General features: G+C 39.2%; 15 protein-coding genes. 3 read left to right on the top strand and 12 right to left on the bottom strand.

The genetic code is table 11. The features are described 5' to 3' along the window. The first annotated feature begins 35 nt into the window (after positions 1-35). Positions 36-1424 carry a sodium-dependent transporter gene (locus tag ABVZ64_RS02420; RefSeq protein ID WP_352399470.1) on the top strand — a complete coding sequence of 463 codons (1389 nt, stop codon included), beginning with the start codon at positions 36-38 and terminating at the stop codon, positions 1422-1424. 313 nt (positions 1425-1737) lie between these two features. Here ABVZ64_RS02420 and mgtE read toward each other — a convergent pair whose 3' ends face one another. The 7 genes from mgtE to ABVZ64_RS02455 form a co-directional block, all read right to left on the bottom strand. Then, positions 1738-3081: a magnesium transporter gene (mgtE, locus tag ABVZ64_RS02425; protein ID WP_352399471.1), complete on the bottom strand. Its 1344-nt coding sequence runs from the start codon at positions 3079-3081 to the stop codon at positions 1738-1740. Positions 3082-3661: 580 nt separating this feature from the next. Continuing rightward, a complete protein-coding gene (dnaB, locus tag ABVZ64_RS02430) occupies positions 3662-5011 on the bottom strand; it encodes a replicative DNA helicase (RefSeq protein WP_352399472.1) in 1350 nt (449 codons plus the stop codon). Positions 5012-5031: 20 nt separating this feature from the next. After that, positions 5032-5478, bottom strand: a complete 447-nt coding sequence (gene rplI / locus ABVZ64_RS02435; protein ID WP_313526437.1) for a 50S ribosomal protein L9 — start codon at positions 5476-5478, stop codon at positions 5032-5034. Between the two features lie 2 nt (positions 5479-5480). Further along, entirely contained in the window at positions 5481-7451 is a 1971-nt protein-coding gene (locus ABVZ64_RS02440; protein ID WP_352399473.1) for a DHH family phosphoesterase, read from the bottom strand. A gap of 32 nt (positions 7452-7483) precedes the next feature. Continuing rightward, complete coding sequence (locus ABVZ64_RS02445) at positions 7484-7792, bottom strand: MazG-like family protein (RefSeq protein ID WP_313526443.1); 309 nt, start codon at positions 7790-7792, stop codon at positions 7484-7486. Positions 7793-7944: 152 nt separating this feature from the next. Next, complete coding sequence (locus ABVZ64_RS02450; protein ID WP_352399474.1) at positions 7945-8805, bottom strand: DUF58 domain-containing protein; 861 nt, start codon at positions 8803-8805, stop codon at positions 7945-7947. Next, a complete protein-coding gene (locus ABVZ64_RS02455) occupies positions 8802-9767 on the bottom strand; it encodes an AAA family ATPase (protein WP_352399475.1) in 966 nt (321 codons plus the stop codon). The genes ABVZ64_RS02450 and ABVZ64_RS02455 overlap by 4 nt, the downstream gene beginning before the upstream one ends. A gap of 407 nt (positions 9768-10174) precedes the next feature. On the opposite strand from ABVZ64_RS02455, the gene ABVZ64_RS02460 reads away from it, so the two are divergent. Both ABVZ64_RS02460 and ABVZ64_RS02465 read left to right on the top strand, forming a co-directional pair. Next, positions 10175-11395, top strand: a complete 1221-nt coding sequence (locus ABVZ64_RS02460; protein ID WP_352399476.1) for an AI-2E family transporter — start codon at positions 10175-10177, stop codon at positions 11393-11395. A 69-nt stretch (positions 11396-11464) separates the two neighbouring features. After that, positions 11465-12352, top strand: coding sequence for a CPBP family glutamic-type intramembrane protease (locus tag ABVZ64_RS02465; RefSeq protein ID WP_352399477.1), 888 nt, complete (start codon positions 11465-11467; stop codon positions 12350-12352). A gap of 707 nt (positions 12353-13059) precedes the next feature. On the opposite strand, the gene ABVZ64_RS02475 is transcribed toward ABVZ64_RS02465, so the two are convergent. The 5 genes from ABVZ64_RS02475 to der all read right to left on the bottom strand — a co-directional run bounded on the left by ABVZ64_RS02475 (position 13060) and on the right by der (position 17564). Next, positions 13060-13275 (bottom strand): DUF1653 domain-containing protein, encoded by a 216-nt coding sequence (locus tag ABVZ64_RS02475; RefSeq protein ID WP_352399478.1) that lies wholly within the window; start codon positions 13273-13275, stop codon positions 13060-13062. A 482-nt stretch (positions 13276-13757) separates the two neighbouring features. Next, complete coding sequence (spoVT, locus tag ABVZ64_RS02480) at positions 13758-14303, bottom strand: stage V sporulation protein T (protein ID WP_352399479.1); 546 nt, start codon at positions 14301-14303, stop codon at positions 13758-13760. A 302-nt stretch (positions 14304-14605) separates the two neighbouring features. Continuing rightward, the gene (locus ABVZ64_RS02485) at positions 14606-15595 is read right to left on the bottom strand and encodes an NAD(P)H-dependent glycerol-3-phosphate dehydrogenase (protein ID WP_352399480.1); all 990 of its coding nucleotides are present in this window, start codon (positions 15593-15595) and stop codon (positions 14606-14608) included. A 30-nt stretch (positions 15596-15625) separates the two neighbouring features. Next, a complete protein-coding gene (gene plsY / locus ABVZ64_RS02490) occupies positions 15626-16237 on the bottom strand; it encodes a glycerol-3-phosphate 1-O-acyltransferase PlsY (protein WP_352399481.1) in 612 nt (203 codons plus the stop codon). A 1-nt stretch (position 16238) separates the two neighbouring features. Further along, positions 16239-17564, bottom strand: coding sequence for a ribosome biogenesis GTPase Der (gene der / locus ABVZ64_RS02495; RefSeq protein WP_352399482.1), 1326 nt, complete (start codon positions 17562-17564; stop codon positions 16239-16241). Positions 17565-17673 lie beyond the last annotated feature (109 nt).

Here is a 17673-nt window from a genome sequence, read left to right on the forward strand (position 1 = left end):
AAACGAAATTATTCATTTTAGTAAGGAGGAATTATATGTCAGCATCAATAGAAAACCGTGGTCAATTTGGATCCAAACTAGGCTTTATCCTTTCTGCTGCAGGCTCTGCAGTAGGTCTCGGCAACATCTGGAAGTTTCCCGGCAAAGCATACAATTGCGGCGGCGGTGCCTTCCTCGTAATCTACATACTTATGGTAGCTTTGATCGGTACAACTGTAATGCTTGCAGAATTTGTAATCGGTCGTAAAACACAAAAGAATGCAATTGGCGCTATCCGTGAACTTAATTCTAAGTACTCCTGGATTGGCGGTCTCGGAATTTTAACAGGTTTTATTATTCTTTGTTATTACTGTCAGGTTGGCGGCTGGACCATCAAGTATATCATTGCTTACATCACAGAGTCTGCAACTGTATATGCTGATCCTACTGCTTACTTCCTAGATATGTTGGGTGTTAACGGATTCCCTCTTGAAGGTGCAATCATCTACCCTCTTATCTTCCTTGGTTTAACATCATTTATCATCAGCCGTGGTGTTGCAGATGGTATTGAAAAACTGAGCAAGTTCCTCATGCCTTTGCTGTTTATTTTATTGATCGGTTTGATGATTCGTGCTTGTACACTACCTGGCGCAAGCGAAGGCGTAGCATATATGTTACACTTTGATGCATCCACTATTAGCGGAAATACCTTCTTAGTTGCCCTTGGTCAGGCATTCTTCTCACTTTCTTTAGGTATGGGTGTTATGATCACATACGCTTCTTACCTGAGCAAAGAAGATAACCTAATTTCAAACACTGGGGTTGTCTGCGTTTTGGATACATGTGTAGCTTTATTCGCTGGTTTCATGATCATCCCTGCTGTATTTGCAACGGGAATCGACCCTGGTATGGGCGGCGGATTTGCTTTTGCTACTTTAGCCGGTGTATTTAAATCAATTCCTGGCGGCACTATCTTTGGTTTATTGTTCTACTCATTGCTGTTCTTTGCAGCTATTACATCTTCCATTTCCATCTTGGAAGGCACCGTAGCATATCTGGTTGAAGAAAAAGGTTTGGAGCGTAAGAAAACCGTTGTTTGGGTTTCCGTTGTTCTTTTCGCAATTGGTATCTTCTACACACTGTCTCAGGCATACCTGAACATCAAGGGTGTTTGGTTCACTGTAGAAGGCATTCAGTTCCCTATCTTTGGCGACTTCATGGAATACCTAACCGACCGTTTGCTGTTGCCATTTGGTGCGTTCTTCACAACAGTATTCGTTGGTTGGATTTGGGGTACAGATAATGCGATTAAAGAAGCAACATCCGACGGTAAATATAAATTTGCATTGGCTCCCTTCTGGGCTTTCCTTGTAAAGTTTGCCGCTCCTATTGCCATCCTGTGCATTATCGTTGCTGGCTTATTCTTAGGTATGTCTATTTCCTAATCTAGCATTTCTAGGAATAGTATCGAGGTAAATGAAAAGCGATACTCGCTTAAAAAGTGAGTATCGCTTTTTTGTTTTCCCCCAGATAGTTGTAACACCACCTAATTCTACGTGAAAAATTTCTAATAAGTCAAAGCACCTTCCTGCTTCTATCCAATGCCTTTCTTACCTTTTGATTTTAGTAGAATACCTACCCCCAATATTCATACAAAGAGATTCCAATCTTTCCCCTGATTAGATAAATAAAGGCAATAACAATATGCTATCGTTATCACCTCTTAATGAAAAGTTTATAATTCCTTTTTATCATAATTTATAATACCAGTACTGCCGCTATGCTAAAATAAATTACCAATGCCACCGCATCTACTACCGTGGAAATCAGAGGCCCAGCCATCATAGCAGGGTCAAGTTTCAAAGCCTTTGCGATAATAGGCAACAAACACCCGATGGTCTTTGCCAAAACAACAACTGCCGCCATACTTAATGAAACGGAGAGATCAATCCAAAATCCAGTATCTGTGTTTACCAATGTCATCTTTAACATATTAATCAGGCCTAACGCAATACCGCACAAAGCACCAACACGAATTTCCTTCCAAATAACCTTGAAGGTATCTCTCATTTCAATTTCGCCCAGTGCCATACCACGGATAATCATTGTAGACGCCTGTGACCCAGCATTACCGCCTGTGCCCGTGATGATTGGGATAAACCCAGATAAAACCACTGCAGTCTCCAAGAGCCCGTTAAACCGTCCGATAACGATGCTGCTTAGAGTTCCTGAAATCATTAGTACCGATAACCAGACAATTCTGTTTTTTGCCAACATCATCACAGGCGTTTTTAAATACTCATCATCCGACGGAATTAAGGCAGCCATCTTTTCCATATCTTCTGTTGTTTCCTGCTCAATTACATCTACGATATCATCCACGGTAATGATACCAACCAAACGTCCCTCGGTATCCGTTACAGGCAACGCCATCCAATTATATTTCTTAAAAATGTTTGCAACCTCTTCCTGATCATCGGTGGTCAACACAGAAACAACGTCATCTTGCATCAGCTCTTCAATTGTTTCATCATCTGCTGCACAAATCAAAGTTCTCAAAGGAACAACGCCAATCAAATTTCTGCTGTCATCAATAACATAACAGGTATAAATCGTTTCTTTGTCTGTTCCTGTCCTTTTGATTTGCGTCATTGCTTTAGCCACAGTCATGCTACTACGCAGCTTCACAAACTCTATGGTCATCAAGCTTCCCGCAGAATTTTCAGGATAATTCAAGAAACGGTTAATCAGTTTTCTTGTTTCTGCATCCGTATTCCTGAGGACCTTTTTTACAAGGTTTGCAGGTGCCTCTTCCAAAAAATCCACCGTGTCATCCAAAAACATTTCATCAACAATATTACGAACTTCACGATCTGTAATAGAATGCACAATATGTTCTTGGGTATCGCTATCCATATAGGAAAAAACTTCTGCAGCCATATCTTTGGTTAGCAACCGGAAGATAAACAGTTGCTTTTCTGCAGTCAGCTCTTCAAAATACTCCGCTACGTTGGCAGGCTGCTCAGAGTTCAACTCCTCTTTTAAACGTGCATACTCACCAGACTCCATTAATTTATTCAATTCATCAAATAAATTCTGCATTTCCTCCATCGTTCTTCACCCCAATCAAATAAAAAAACACGACTTATTTTCTACAAATTAGCCGTGTATTATCCGAAAAAAGGCATACGAACCGAAGGGTCTAACTCAAAACATGAGGCACACCCAAATACACGGCAATCTTCAACTGATACGTTCGATAACTCTCAGGCTCTAAAGGAATACTTTCACTCTTGCCGTCCATCTAAATCCACCTCCACTTTCATAATAAATTCTTTGTATACACATTTAGTATATGCCTGAAAAAATTTAACGTCAACACCATTTGTGAAATTTCTAGAAAAACTTTTCTCGTTCTTCACAAAAAGACAAAATAAAAAATCATGTGTAATCTTGGAATGTTAATAACGTTAAAGCCTGAATTTCAATGAATCCTCAGCTAAATCAATACATATATCACTTTCATAACATGCAAACCTATAATATGTTGAATTTCCTATCAATTTTGCACACCCTTATTTGGAGGCAACACTGAGACCATTTGTAAGCACCCACCACATCAAAAATGGGTGCTTACAAGATTAGCTAAAATTACCCTCCTCATTTTAGGTAGGAGGGCAATTTAATATTTTTTCAAAAAATTCCCAAATTTTGTATACTGCCCTAACCATGTCAAATCCACAGTTCCAGTAGGGCCATTTCTTTGTTTTGCAATGATCAATTCTGCCTGATTCTTTTTTTCAGTCTCAGGGAAATAATATTCATCACGGTAAAGGAACGCCACAACGTCCGCATCCTGCTCAATGGCACCCGATTCACGCAAGTCAGAAAGCATTGGTCTATGATCACTTCGTTGCTCACAGGCACGGCTAAGCTGAGATAACGCGATAACCGGAGATTCCATCTCACGGGCAATAGCCTTTAAGCTACGGGATATTTCTGAAATCTCCTGCTGTCGGGAATCGTTTTTGCTATTTCCGCTCATCAACTGCAAGTAATCAATTACAATTAATCCTAAGCCTCTTTCGGCCTTCAAACGACGACATTTGGAGCGAACATCCATAGGGGAGATACCAGGGGTATCATCAATAAAAATAGGCGCCTGAGATAAAGGGCCCATAGCCCGAATTAAGTCTTCCCAATCATTGTCATTTAGTTCGCCAGTTCTAAGCTTTTGCGCATCCAACATTGCCTCCGAGCAGAGCATACGGTTAACCAACTGCTCACGGCTCATTTCAAGGGAAAATACTGCTACCGGGACATTGCTTCTAATCGCCGCATTCTGAATGATATTTAATGCAAAGGCCGTCTTTCCCATGGAAGGGCGAGCCGCCAGCAAAACCAAGTCCGACTTTTGCAAACCCGCTGTTTTTGCATCAAAATCAACGAAGCCAGTGGGCACACCCGTCAATTTCCCCTTGGAACGATAGATGTCCTCTATTTTTTCTATTGAGTCAACAGCAATATCACGAATATGATGAAATTCCTCAGAATGGCGTTTTTGCATAATGTCAGCAATGCCCTTTTCTGCCTGATCCATAATACTATTGATAGATTCTTTTCCTTCATAACTCAATTGAGAAATGTTTCCTGCTGTCTTAATTAATCGACGTAAAACTGATTTTTCCTCAACGATTGCAGCATAATGACGTATATTTACAGAGCTACCTACTGCTGTGGAAAGGGTAGCTAAAAAAGGTACTCCACCCACTTGCTCAAAGACGCCTTTTTCTTCCAATTTGTTTTTTACTGTAATCACATCAATTGGTGATGCAGAACGATATAATTCTTCAGCTGCTTCAAAGACCAATTTATGATCCGGCCGATAAAAATCTTCACCGCTAAGAACCTCAAGGGCTATCGATGCCGCTTCTCTATCCAAAAACATTGAGCCTAGCACAGCTTGTTCCGCTGTTTCATCATGGGGCGGTACGCCACGGATATATTCATTTTGTTTTTCTTGCTGTTCCATGTATTCCGCCTCCGCTACACTTAAGCTTCTACAATTTTAATGGTTACTTCTGCTGTCACCTTTGGGTGTAATTTAATGGTTGCCGTTCTTTCTCCAACCATCTTTATTGGGTCTCCAATAGAAACCTTCTTTTTATCAATGTCCTGTTTTGTTTGTTCCACAATTGCATCTGCAACCTCTTTATTTGTAACAGAACCGAATAATTTGCCATTGCCTCCTGTTTTTACTTTAATTGTAACAACCTGCTCTTTTAAAATTTCAGCCATTTCTCTGGCTTTATCTAATTCTTCCTGTTTACGTTTTTCCTCAGACTTCTGTTTTAATTCATAATCATTTAAATTAGACTTTGTAGCTTCTACTGCGAGCTTTCTAGGTAATAAGAAGTTCTTTGCATAGCCCTCGCTTGCATTGATTAAGTCACCCTTTTTTCCAACACTTTTTACATCCTGTAATAAAATCAACTTCATTGTTATGCTTCCTCCTTCAGATATTCTTCAATGGCACAACGAATCTTTTCCTTAGCTTCATCTAAAGTGCTGCCCTGAAGCTGCCCCCCCGACACCGTAAGGTGACCGCCACCACCTAGTTTCTCCATAATTCTTTGTACATTTATTTCCCCAAAGCTACGGGCACTAATATAAACAGTATCCCCAACTTTGCAACATACAAACGATGCCTTTACACCTGTTACATTCATCAAATCATCTGCCGCCTGAGCCGCTGTAAGTGTGGAATTTTCTACGTTGGCAGGGCAAACAGAAATCGCTATGTTTCCCAAATACAGTTCTGCATCCTTTACAGCAGATGCCTTTGCTTTATAGGCATCCATGTCGTTTTGGAATAATAGTCTTACGCGGATGCTATCTGCTCCATTGCGGCGTAAGAACCCTGCTGCCTCGAAGGTGATCGCCCCCGTTTTCACACAGAAATTCTTGGTATCAACGGTTATTCCGGCTAGCAAGGCATCAGCCTCGATGCTGGTAAGCTTAACTTTTTTACCAATATGCTGTATCATCTCTGTGATTAATTCAGATGTAGAAGATGCATATGCCTCATGATAAACCAAAACTGCTTGATCAATTGCATCCGTACTTTTTCTATGATGGTCAAACAAAACAATTCTTTTTGCAGCCTCTAAAACCTGGGGGCTTTCCACCATAGTTTTACGATGTGTATCGACTATAATGACCAATGTTTTTTCATCCATCATTTTTAATGCATCAGGTGTTTTAATCGTTAAATTTTGATAGTTGCCCCCAGCTTTGATATTTTCCCAAAGCCTGCGGATGCCAACACCCACATCATCCATAACAACATGGCATCGCTTGTCCATGGCTCTTGCAATAGCACAAATCCCCATACAAGATCCCATGCTATCCAAGTCGCCATTTCTATGACCCATAACCAAAATCCCCGAAGATTCACCCATTAATTCCCAAAGGGCATCCGCCTTTACTCTGGCACGAATTCGTGCATTTCGTCCCATTTCACCAGCTTTTCCTCCATAAAAAAGATAATTTTCACCTTCTTTAATCAGGACTTGGTCGCCTCCTCTGCCTAACGCTAGATCTATGGCAGCCTTGGCATTTTGCATTGCTTCGTCTAGAGAATTTCCGCCAATGCCTATCCCCATGCTTATGGTAACCGGTATATGGTCTCCCACGCTAATTTCACGAATTTCATTCAATATATCAAATTTCTTTTCCTTTAATTGAGTCAAACTACCCTTTTTTAGCAAAAACAAATACCTATCTTTTTCAAGTTTTCTAATTACACCATCCACGTCCTGGGCTAATTGGTTTAGCTTTCGGTCGATCAGGGCTGATAAAATAGGCCAACGGCTTTCATCCAGATTATCCACCACTTCTTCATAGTTGTCCAAGAAAATCATACCCAAAACTGGCTGTTGATCCTCCAACTGTTTTACCAGCTCATTCTTTTGAGTGGCATCTATCATAGTCATAGTTAGCACTGTCCCAACAGCACCATTCTCCTCAACTACATCGCAATGATTCAGCGCACCCTCATAGTACTTGTCCCCAACTTTTAACAGGGTAATCTCTCCATCTCCGCTATTTCTCAATAGTTTTTCAACAGAGGGCTTGGCGTCCTCAATGTTAGAAAACACAGCTTCAAATTTCTCATTATACATCAAAATATGTCCACGGATATCCAGCACAGCATAAGGAATGGGCAAATTCTGAGGAATTTGGAAGTTTTCCTTCAACACTGCTGTATCCAAAAAAGAAGCATTCCACTCCTTTTCACCTTCCAAAGGCGCATGCAGCTCCTTTAATGCAGGCCAGCCAAAAAACACAGCTACCCCACCAATTAGTGTACCTATGCCTAAGTAAATATCAACTAGGGTGCACACAAAAACCACAATTACCATTAGTACAGTTGCGATAATTACATTATCTCGCTTTTTTAATTTATACATTTAAACATGCCTCCAAGACGTAACGGTCTCACTCACATCTTTTGCCCCAGTTCCCTGTGCAATTCCAACAGTGAAGTTTTCCATTCTGGTCTTTCTTCTTGCAAAAGCCCAAGTTTCAGCTTTGTTGCTGCTTTCTGATCAAGGGATTCTTTAGATATTCCCATTCTTGCCGCCAATAGATACATCACAATTTCCAAGTCAGCCAGTATTTCTGTTTTCTCTCCTTTTGTAGCATTGTCCTGCATAGCCGTAAAAAATTGAGATACTGCCGCTAGCATTTGGCATTGTAAATTCTCAGTCATCTTTATATTCTTTGCAACATCAAAATCCTTTCCACTCATTCAAAACCCGCCTCCTAATAGTTGGTTTTGTTACTTACTGCAATGATATATTATATCATAAACTTTCCTCTATCTCAATATGTAAAGTTCCAAGCCCAATGATAATAAAAGGCTGAAACAGTCATTTTATGCAAATAACTGTTTCAGCCAAATTAATTTAATATTTCTCTGATTGCAGGAAACAATGGTGTCCTTTCATTCATGAAGTAGAATACTGAACCAGAACGATAACAAAGTTCTGCTAGAGCCCCTCTATGCTCCTTTAAAGCCCGTTCATAAGCCCCCAGCACTGTCAAATTCATCGCCAAGTCACAAGCTTCTCCAGTTTCAGAATCAACCAAACGAACTGCCTGCCCTGCTGTTGGTTTTTCCTCGTCCAATGATAACACCTGCACAAAGCACACCTGCTGTTTTTTACCCTGTAAAACACGCAAAGCTTCCTCCAAAGGAGCTTCTGAAAAAAAATCAGAAATAACGATGGAAACTCCACGTCCTAATTTACCACTTAACAAGCTAGCCCGTAAAATATCAGAACCACCACCACATTCTGCCTTATCCAACACCGTCAATAACTCAATAAAGCTACTTTTCTGATTTGTTCCACGCTTCTCCATGGTTAATGATTCATTCCACAAAAACAAATTCACCCGATCCCCACTACAAAGGCTAATATAAGCCAAAGAGGAAGCAACAGCTTTTGCCTGCAGAAATTTTTCATCCTTGTCCATAGATTTGCTGCAATCTAAAAAAATATTAATTTCCGCCTGTTTTTCTTCCATAAAGAGCTTTATATATAGCTTCCCAAAACGTCCATAACTGTTCCAATCTACTCTACGAAGGTCATCCCCAATAATATACTCACGAAAATCCGAAAACTCCAATGAGCTGCCTTTTCCATGAGACTTTCTGCCACCACTATATCCATCTACACTTAGTCTTTGTCGCAAAGAAAAAGATAATTTCTCCAACTGCATCAAATATTCTTTTGAAAAAATATCTTGTAAGCTTCTCATACCAACAATGCCTCTATAATTTCATCAACCGTTACTCCATCTGCCATTCCTTCAAAATTCAAGAAAATCCGATGGCGCAGAGCACCCTTTGCAACCGCCTTCACATCATCATATGCCACATTATAGCGTCCCGCCATAAGGGCATAAACCTTGGCAGTCATCATAATCCCTTGAGCGCCCCTAGGGCTTGCTCCAAAGCGCACATATTTTTTTACCAAAGCCGGTGCCTCGATATAGTCGGGATGGCTTTTTAACACAATGTCCATTATATATTCAGCTACGGATGTGGCCACAGGCACCTCTCTTGCCACTTGGCGCATTTGTATCAGTTTCTCCTGATTACAAACCTTCTTAGCCTCTTGGGGCAGACCTGTCGTTGTTGCAGAAACAATTTGTAACAACTCTGCCTTATTTGGAAAAGTTACATTCAGCTTGAACAAAAAGCGATCCATTTGCGCCTCAGGTAACGGATATGTACCTTCAGACTCCAAAGGGTTTTGAGTTGCCAATACAAAAAAGGGTTCAGGCAATGGGTACGTTTCATTACCGCTTGTTACGGTGTGCTCTTGCATTGCTTCTAACAAGGCACTTTGGGTTTTTGGAGTGGCTCTGTTGATCTCATCTGCCAAAACGATGTTTGAAAAAATAGGACCTTTCCGAAACTCCATACCTATTCCACCATCCACATTGTTGGTCATAACCATAGTTCCCGTTACATCCGCCGGCATCAAATCAGGCGTAAATTGAATACGAGAAAACTCTAACTCCAACACCTTACCAATGGTTTTTACCAATTGGGTTTTTCCTAATCCCGGCAATCCCTCCAGCAACACGTTACCCCCAGCTATCATAGCTGTCAAAACGCCCCTGATTAACTCTTTTTGTCCAATAATCACAGAGCCAATTTCTTCTTCTATGTTTAAAAACGCCGCCCTAAATTGACGAATAATTTCCTCTTCCATCTCAACATTCCTCCCTTTCTTCCATATTTTCCATTATAGAGCCTTTTTCCACTGCCCGTCAATCAAAGGAAAAAAACGTAAAGAAATATAAGGAATTTGTTTGGTTTTTCTTAAAAAAGGGAATGTATAATAGCAAATACTACAAGATAGTACATGATATCTAATGCATTTATTTCCACGCATTGATATACCCTTTGTATGACACTGTTTATCTTTACCTTTACTTGTTTTCCAAAAGGGTGTTTGCAACATAATCTACTTAATGACTTACATAACACTGTTTGAGCAGTGGGTTTATTCTATATTGATGAAAATTAACGTAAATAATATGGAAAAATTATTGATTTCATAGTATCATAGAAAGCAAGAGAATGATTTATCATCAATTATAACTATGAGGAGTACCCATGAAAAAAATCGACTTTAAAAAATTAGACAAGTCCTACCTAAAGATTTGCCTGTATGTGTTTGCAGTTGTTGCTTCACTTATTTTATTTGAAAAAATCATTGGAAATTTACCGGATTTAAGCAATGTTTTTCATGCCACAGTAAAAACCATTTTACGTTTAGGTTCTCCCTTCTTTATTGGCTTTGCAATTGCTTATATTATGAACCCCTTTATGAAATTTTTCGAAGCCAACATATTCAAATACTTTACAAAGGCTAAGGAAAGAAAAAAACTGACCAGAACTTTTTGTATTTTGATTAACTACATCATTGTAATCGGCGGCCTTTTCTGGATCACTATTTATCTGATCCCTGAATTAAAGGATTCCTTTGTTTCTTTTGTATCTCAGTTATCCAGCTATACTGCTCAGCTAAATGCCTCCATTACAAATTTGTTTGACCGTATCGACTTTATTAATGCAGCAGACGTAAACAACATCATCAATAAAGTCCTTGCACCTATCATGGGTGTGTTCCAGAACGTTCCAAAGCTCGTTAGTGATATTGCAACAAACCTCTATTCCTTTGGTAAAATTACCATAGATGTGGTTATGGCAATTTTCATTTCGTTTTATATGCTTTATGACAAAGAAAACTTCTCCAAGCAATTGCATAAAATTATTTATGCAATCACAAATAGAGAAAAGGCTGAACAGTTATTTTATAATACCCATCGCATTAACCGCATATTTCAAGATTTCATAGTTGGTAAGGCAGTGGATTCCTTAATTATTGGTATTATGGCTTTTGTAGGCTTCACATTGCTAAAAGCACCATTTGCTTTGGTGTTAAGCTTGATTGTGGGTGTAACAAACATGATTCCTTACTTTGGCCCCTTTATTGGTGCAATCCCTGCAGCTATAATCACCTTTTTAGTAGATCCCCTTACTGCGTTATGGGTAATCTTGTTTATTCTTGCACTTCAACAGTTTGACGGAAACTTCTTAGGGCCAAAAATTTTAGGTGACTCCCTAGATGTAAGCCCAATTTGGATCATTCTGGCTGTAGTATTGGGTGGTGCTCTATTAGGCCCTATCGGTATGTTTATTGGTGTGCCTATTTTAGCAACCATCAAAATGTTCTTTTCCGAGTTTATTAACAAAAAGTATGAGGAGAAATATATGAACAATGATCCTCTGCTTCCGAAAAGCAACGAGCATGATTCTCCATCCGAAGCATAAGATAAAACATAAAAAGAAAGAACAGTTTTGTCTAAAACACTGTTCTTTCAATTTTTTGGAGGCATAAAAATGAACTTAACCAAACAAACAAACCTATTTGCTTTAGTATTTTTTATTTTTTTTCTATTAAGCGGGCAACTTTTGTATGCCATTCCTTTTATTAGAGATCTGCCCTATGCATGGTTTTCAAGCATCGTTCAAATTGTTTACTTTACAGTTCCTGTTGTGGGTTACTTTATTTGGACAAAAAAGAGGCCTAAGGAAGTTTTTCGATTATATCCCTTAGGCTGGAAAAATCTTTTGCTTATTATCGTATTTGGGTTTGCCATTCAGCCCCTTATGCGTTTTCTATCATTCTTCACATCTATGTTTTTTCCAAACGTAGCACAAGAATCTTTTAATGCATTAGACGGTGCAGGCTTCACTATTTCCTTAATTACTATGGCAATATTACCAGCTTTTTTGGAAGAACTATCCCTTAGAGGCGTATTTCTTTCAGGCTATCACCGCTTAGGCACATGGAAAGCTATTTTTTGTACAGCCCTCTTGTTTGGTCTATTGCATATGAATCCTCAACAATTTCCCTATGCGTTTCTTGCTGGGTTATTCTTTTGCTTCCTCGTTGAAAGAACCGGTTCCATTTGGGCATCTATTATCCCCCATTTCATCATCAATGCAACAAACGTAATTAGTATGTTTATCCCTGTAGCCGACGAGATTGCAGCTATGGATCCTCCGGGAAATACTGTTCTTCTAGTTTATACCAGCGTATCCGCACTGCTTTCCCTGCCTTTTCTAGGGCTGATTCTTTTCTTGTTTTTAAAAATTAATCCACTATGCAATCCATATTCCCCCAAGGATGGAACTGCAGAACGCTTTCTTTCCCCTTCCATACTTTGTGTATTTGTCTTATTCGTAGTCTTTGGTATTCTGCCATATCTAGGTTATATTTTTTAATCTACTTTTAAGCAGTCTTGTTTTCGCATTAAAAAAGGCATCATCTCAAATGAACTGCCCCCTAAAAGTTAGACTTTATAGCGGAGTGGATTTTCCACTTCGCCTTTTTCTTTTATGCTGCAAAAGGCCGAGTCTGTATTGCAAAGGACTCATACATCCTAGTTTTTCTTTGAATCGTTTCTCATTGTAAAACTCAAAAAATTTTTCTATTTCTTTTTTTCATTTTTTGAAATTCTATTACACAACGCCGTAATATATTTTTTTAAAAAAACAACATAGAAATTCCCTATTACTGAATTATCGTGGTAGTTTCCTTGGCTTGGTTCGCCCTGAAAAATTTGTTCTTCTCAAAGGCCATAAGGGTATTAATTTATTTGGTAACCCCATCCTTGTTGGGAATGAAAGACTCTGGGATACGGACAATCAGATGTTATTTCAACCGTTTCATTGAAAGGATTCTCGACTGTGTTTACGGCTCTTTCTGTACCGGAGAATACTTAAAAATTAAGGGTTTGCATAATTCTCTGTACTTTCTTCTTGTTAATCATAAAGCCCTGATTAGAATTTTTTCTCGCAAATCAATGCATATGAGTTGTTTATGGATATCCAACAACTATGAGAATGTTTTTAATTGGTATTCTCCTGGGGGACTGTGGAGAATTCTCCATTTTTCTCAGAATGATTCCCTCCTTAACCAGCCAAGAAAATCATTCTTGAAGCAGACGAAAGCGGGGGACCACCTGTCCATCAACTTCTATCTTCTCTAGGAACATTTCCTTAGGTCGCACCCAAAGGCTATACTCCCCATAAAGTTGACGATATACAACCATGTCTTCCACTGTTTCTGAATGTTTCGCTATTCCAACAACACAGTACTTTTTTCCTTTATAATGTTCATAAACCCCGCCTATCATTAAATCCATTCTAAATCCAACCTTCTTTCTTCAAACAGTTAATCTCTAGTTCATCATCTTAGGCTTCTATACTTTAATTGTGCCCATGGCAACAAACTTTGCCACTTACCTTTAAACTTGCAGTTCAAACTCCATAAATGAGATAGTTTCCCCCTCCATATCTGCAAACAAAAGCTCCCTGGAATATGTTGACCGTGTTTCACCCTTTTTAAAGTAAAACTTTATCGCTACCCATTTTTTTAATATATACCCTCATGTTTCCCCAATTGCTATAACGCTTGTATAAGCGTACCATATTTTTAGTTGGCACACAATAAGGCAACCACACATGAAATTATACACAGCATTTTGCACCATAAAAAAAGCGATATCTGATTTACTTCACAAACATCGCTTTTTTGTACTTACAATAAGATATACACGGTTTAAGCTCCATAAAAAACTAAATGGAACTATTCTCATTTCACCAAATTTGGGAAGGCGTATAAATTTTACTGTTCCATCTGTCTCCCTAAGAAACCAGCTGCTGTCTGAGCAAGTTTTCCTTCCACCTCGCCCATTTTTTTATCCTTTGAAAGAAATACAATGGCTCCCATAGCATCGCCCTCAGCAATAATAGGAGTAATTAATTGATGATTATATCCTTCCATACTGTCATCATCTAAAATGGGAACAAAATTACTATCATTTTTATCCGCAATTAATGTTGTTCTACGATTGATACATTTTTCCATTTCTTGACTAATGTGCTTTTCATAGAGTTCTCTTTTAGACCCACCAGAAACTGCAATAATTTGATCCTTATCTACAATACAAGTTACATGTCCGGCGGTCTGTGCTAAGGACTCTGCATATTCTTTTGCAAACGTTCCTAGTTCCCCAATGGGTGAGTATTTTTTTAAAATAATTTCACCCTCTCTATCTGTGAAGATCTCCAATGGATCTCCTTCTCTGATCCGCAATGTGCGGCGGATCTCCTTAGGGATAACCACCCTGCCTAAGTCATCTATTCTTCTTACGATTCCCGTCGCTTTCATACAAAATTCCTCCATTTACAAATAAGGTTGTTTCTTTGATTTCTCCTGTGCTTGTATTATTTGTAAAAGAAACGAAATTATACCTACTCATATTTTTGAATAGATATTTTTCAAAAATAAAAATTTGTATGAAAATATTCACCTTTTAGGCACTTTTAAAACCTGAAACCCTTGTGTGAAATAGGCAGATTTTCTTATTATTTAATTTACATAAGTATGAGGTTATAATTGTTTTCCAATTCTATTATTTTTGCAAAAAAATAAATGTGACAATTATTTCATAATTGGCACATTTATTATATCTATTCCGCCTTACCGTCTCTACTCATTAGTTCTAAAACCGTCTGCTCAGTATTTTTGCCGTTAAATAAAACATTATAAATGGCATTGGTAATGGGCATTTCAACATTATGTTCTTTTGCCACTTTACAAGCAACCTGAACCGTATTTACACCCTCAACTACCATTTTGATTTCGTCTAAGGTTTCTTCAAGAGTCTTTCCTTGACCAAGTAAAATCCCTGCTCTCCGGTTTCTAGAATGCATACTGGTACATGTTACGATTAAATCACCAATTCCTGATAAACCGGAAAACGTTTCTGCTTTCCCACCCATTTCTACGCCAAGGCGCTTCATTTCTGCAATACCACGGGTCATAATTGCCGCCTTTGTATTATCTCCAAAGCCCAATCCATCCGACATACCTGCCGCCAGAGCCATTACATTTTTTAATGCTGCTCCCATCTCCACACCAATTACATCGGTATTGGTATATAGGCGGAATCTTGGATTCATAAATTCACTTTGAACCATCTTTGCTATTTCTTCGTTTTCCGAAGCAATTAGGCAAGTGGTAGGAATATCTCTGGCTACTTCTTCGGCGTGGCTAGGCCCAGATAAGATACATACCTGGCACTGGGGCGCACACTCTTCAATCACCTGGGATAAACGCTTTAAGCTGCCTTCTTCAAGACCCTTAGCCACATTTACCAATACTTGTTTATCCGTAAAAAATGGAGCAAAATCAGTTGCTGTTTGCCGAACAGCCTTGGATGGTACAGCAAGAATGATAATTTCCGCATCCTTTACCGCCTGCTCACGGTTTGTTGTAAAGGTCATTTCTTCTGGCAGGTCAATGCCGGGCAAATACCTTTTATTTTCCCGTTCCTTTTCCATCTCATCTATGGCGTCCTGCCTTCTAGACCAAATTACAACATCATGCCCATGCTTTTGAAGCATAACCGCTAAAGCCGTGCCCCAACTGCCTGAACCAATCACCGTTACTTTTTTCACTGCCGTCCACCTCCAATAAAAAAAACATTACTACACACTTTTATGCAACGTAAATTTATTCTCCGTACCTGACTTCAAACGCTTTAAGTTTTCCTTGTGTCGCCAAATTGCCAAAACTGCAAGGGCAATGAAAAGAGCTACACCTTCTTCCGGCATTCCTAAGAAAAACCCACTCAATGGTATACTAATTGAAAAAGCAATGGATCCCACAGAAATGTAATGGGAAAAAGCAACACATATAATGCCTACACCAAAAGTTATTAGCCCAATCATAGGCGTAAACACAAAACTTAAAGAAAGCACAAGCCCAATGGTTGCTGCAATGCCCTTTCCCCCTTTAAACTGCAAATAAAAAGGGAAGTCATGCCCCAAAACAGCGCCAGCACCAGCGTAAACACCAGCTAATAAGCTGTTGTCCGGAAACAGCCATCTACAAATAAAGAAAGCAATCACACCTTTTAGAATATCCCCCAAAAAAGTGGCTAACCCTGCCCGAAAGCCCAAAACACGAAGGGCATTGGTTGTCCCTAAATTTCCACTTCCTTTTTTGCGTAAATCTGTTTTTGTAATCTTACCAACGATAAAACCCATAGAAATACAGCCGATAAAATACCCGATTAGCAAACTAAAGATTCTAAACATATCAATCCTTTTCCCCTTTTTCCCTTACGATAAAATGAATAGGCGTACCCACAAAACCAAAAGCATCTCTTAATTGATTTTCTATATATCTACGATAGGAGAAATGGAATAATTCCCGTTCATTTACAAAAATTACAAACGTAGGAGGTTTTACCGAAACCTGCGTCATATAATACAATCTTAACTGACGTCCTTTGTCCGCCGGAGGCTGCTGCATTGCTGTTGCCTCAATTAATACCTCGTTTAACACACCTGTGCTAATGCGCAGTGCATGATTTTCATGAACCGTCTGAATCAGCTCCAACATACGATTCAACCTTTGTCCTGTAAAAGCAGAAATAAATACACGGGGCGCATAAGGCATATATGCTAATTCGTTACCAATATCCTTAAGGTAGCGGTTCATAGTTTTATCATCTTTATCAATGGAATCCCATTTATTTACGGCAACAATAGCCGCCTTGCCTCTTTCATGGGCAATACCAGCAATTTTTGTATCTTGATCTGTAATGCCTTCGTTGGCATCAATCACCAAAATTGCCACATCGCATCGCTCAACTGCCGCCACGGCACGAATAATACTAAAACGTTCAATTTCTTCTTTGATTTTACTCTTTCGACGCATACCCGCAGTATCGATGAAAATATACTTCTTTCCATCAATGGTCACGGGGGTATCAATGGCATCCCTTGTTGTACCAGGAATATTACTTACAATCAAACGGTCTTCACCCAAAATTTTATTTATCAAAGAGGATTTTCCAACATTTGGTTTACCAATAATAGCAACGCGAATTGCATCATCTTCTTCGCCTGCACCCGCTTCATCAGGAAAATGTTCAATCACCTGATCCAGCATATCACCTAGACCCAAAGCCTGTCCCGCTGAAACAGGCATAGGATCGCCAATGCCTAACTCGTAGAACTCATAAATATCCAAACTATCTCTTTTTACACTGTCAACTTTATTAACGGCAAGCACTACTGGTTTCTTTGTACGACGCAACAGATTAGCCACTTGGCGGTCATCATCCGTTACCCCAGTTTTTACATCAGTCACAAACAAAACAACATCGGCAGTCTCTATGGCGATTTCTGCCTGCTGCAAGATTTGTCTTTGAATAATTTCTTCGGAGCCTATCTCCATACCTCCGGTATCAATCAAAGTGAACTTATGGTTAAGCCATTCCACATCCGCATAAATACGGTCACGGGTTACCCCAGGGGTATCCTGCACGATGGAGATCCTCTCTCCTGCCAAGCGGTTAAACAATGTAGATTTGCCTACATTGGGACGGCCAACCACTGCTACGATTGGTCTGCTCATATCTATTCCTCCATGTTTCTCTATTTTCATATACTAGATTAACTAGCATCCTAAACCATTATAGGATTATACCACAGTATTCTTTGCGAACACAATAGAGCCAGATTTG

It is taken from the genome of Anaerotignum sp., assembly GCF_040307045.1.
Taxonomy (GTDB): domain Bacteria; phylum Bacillota; class Clostridia; order Lachnospirales; family Anaerotignaceae; genus Chakrabartyella.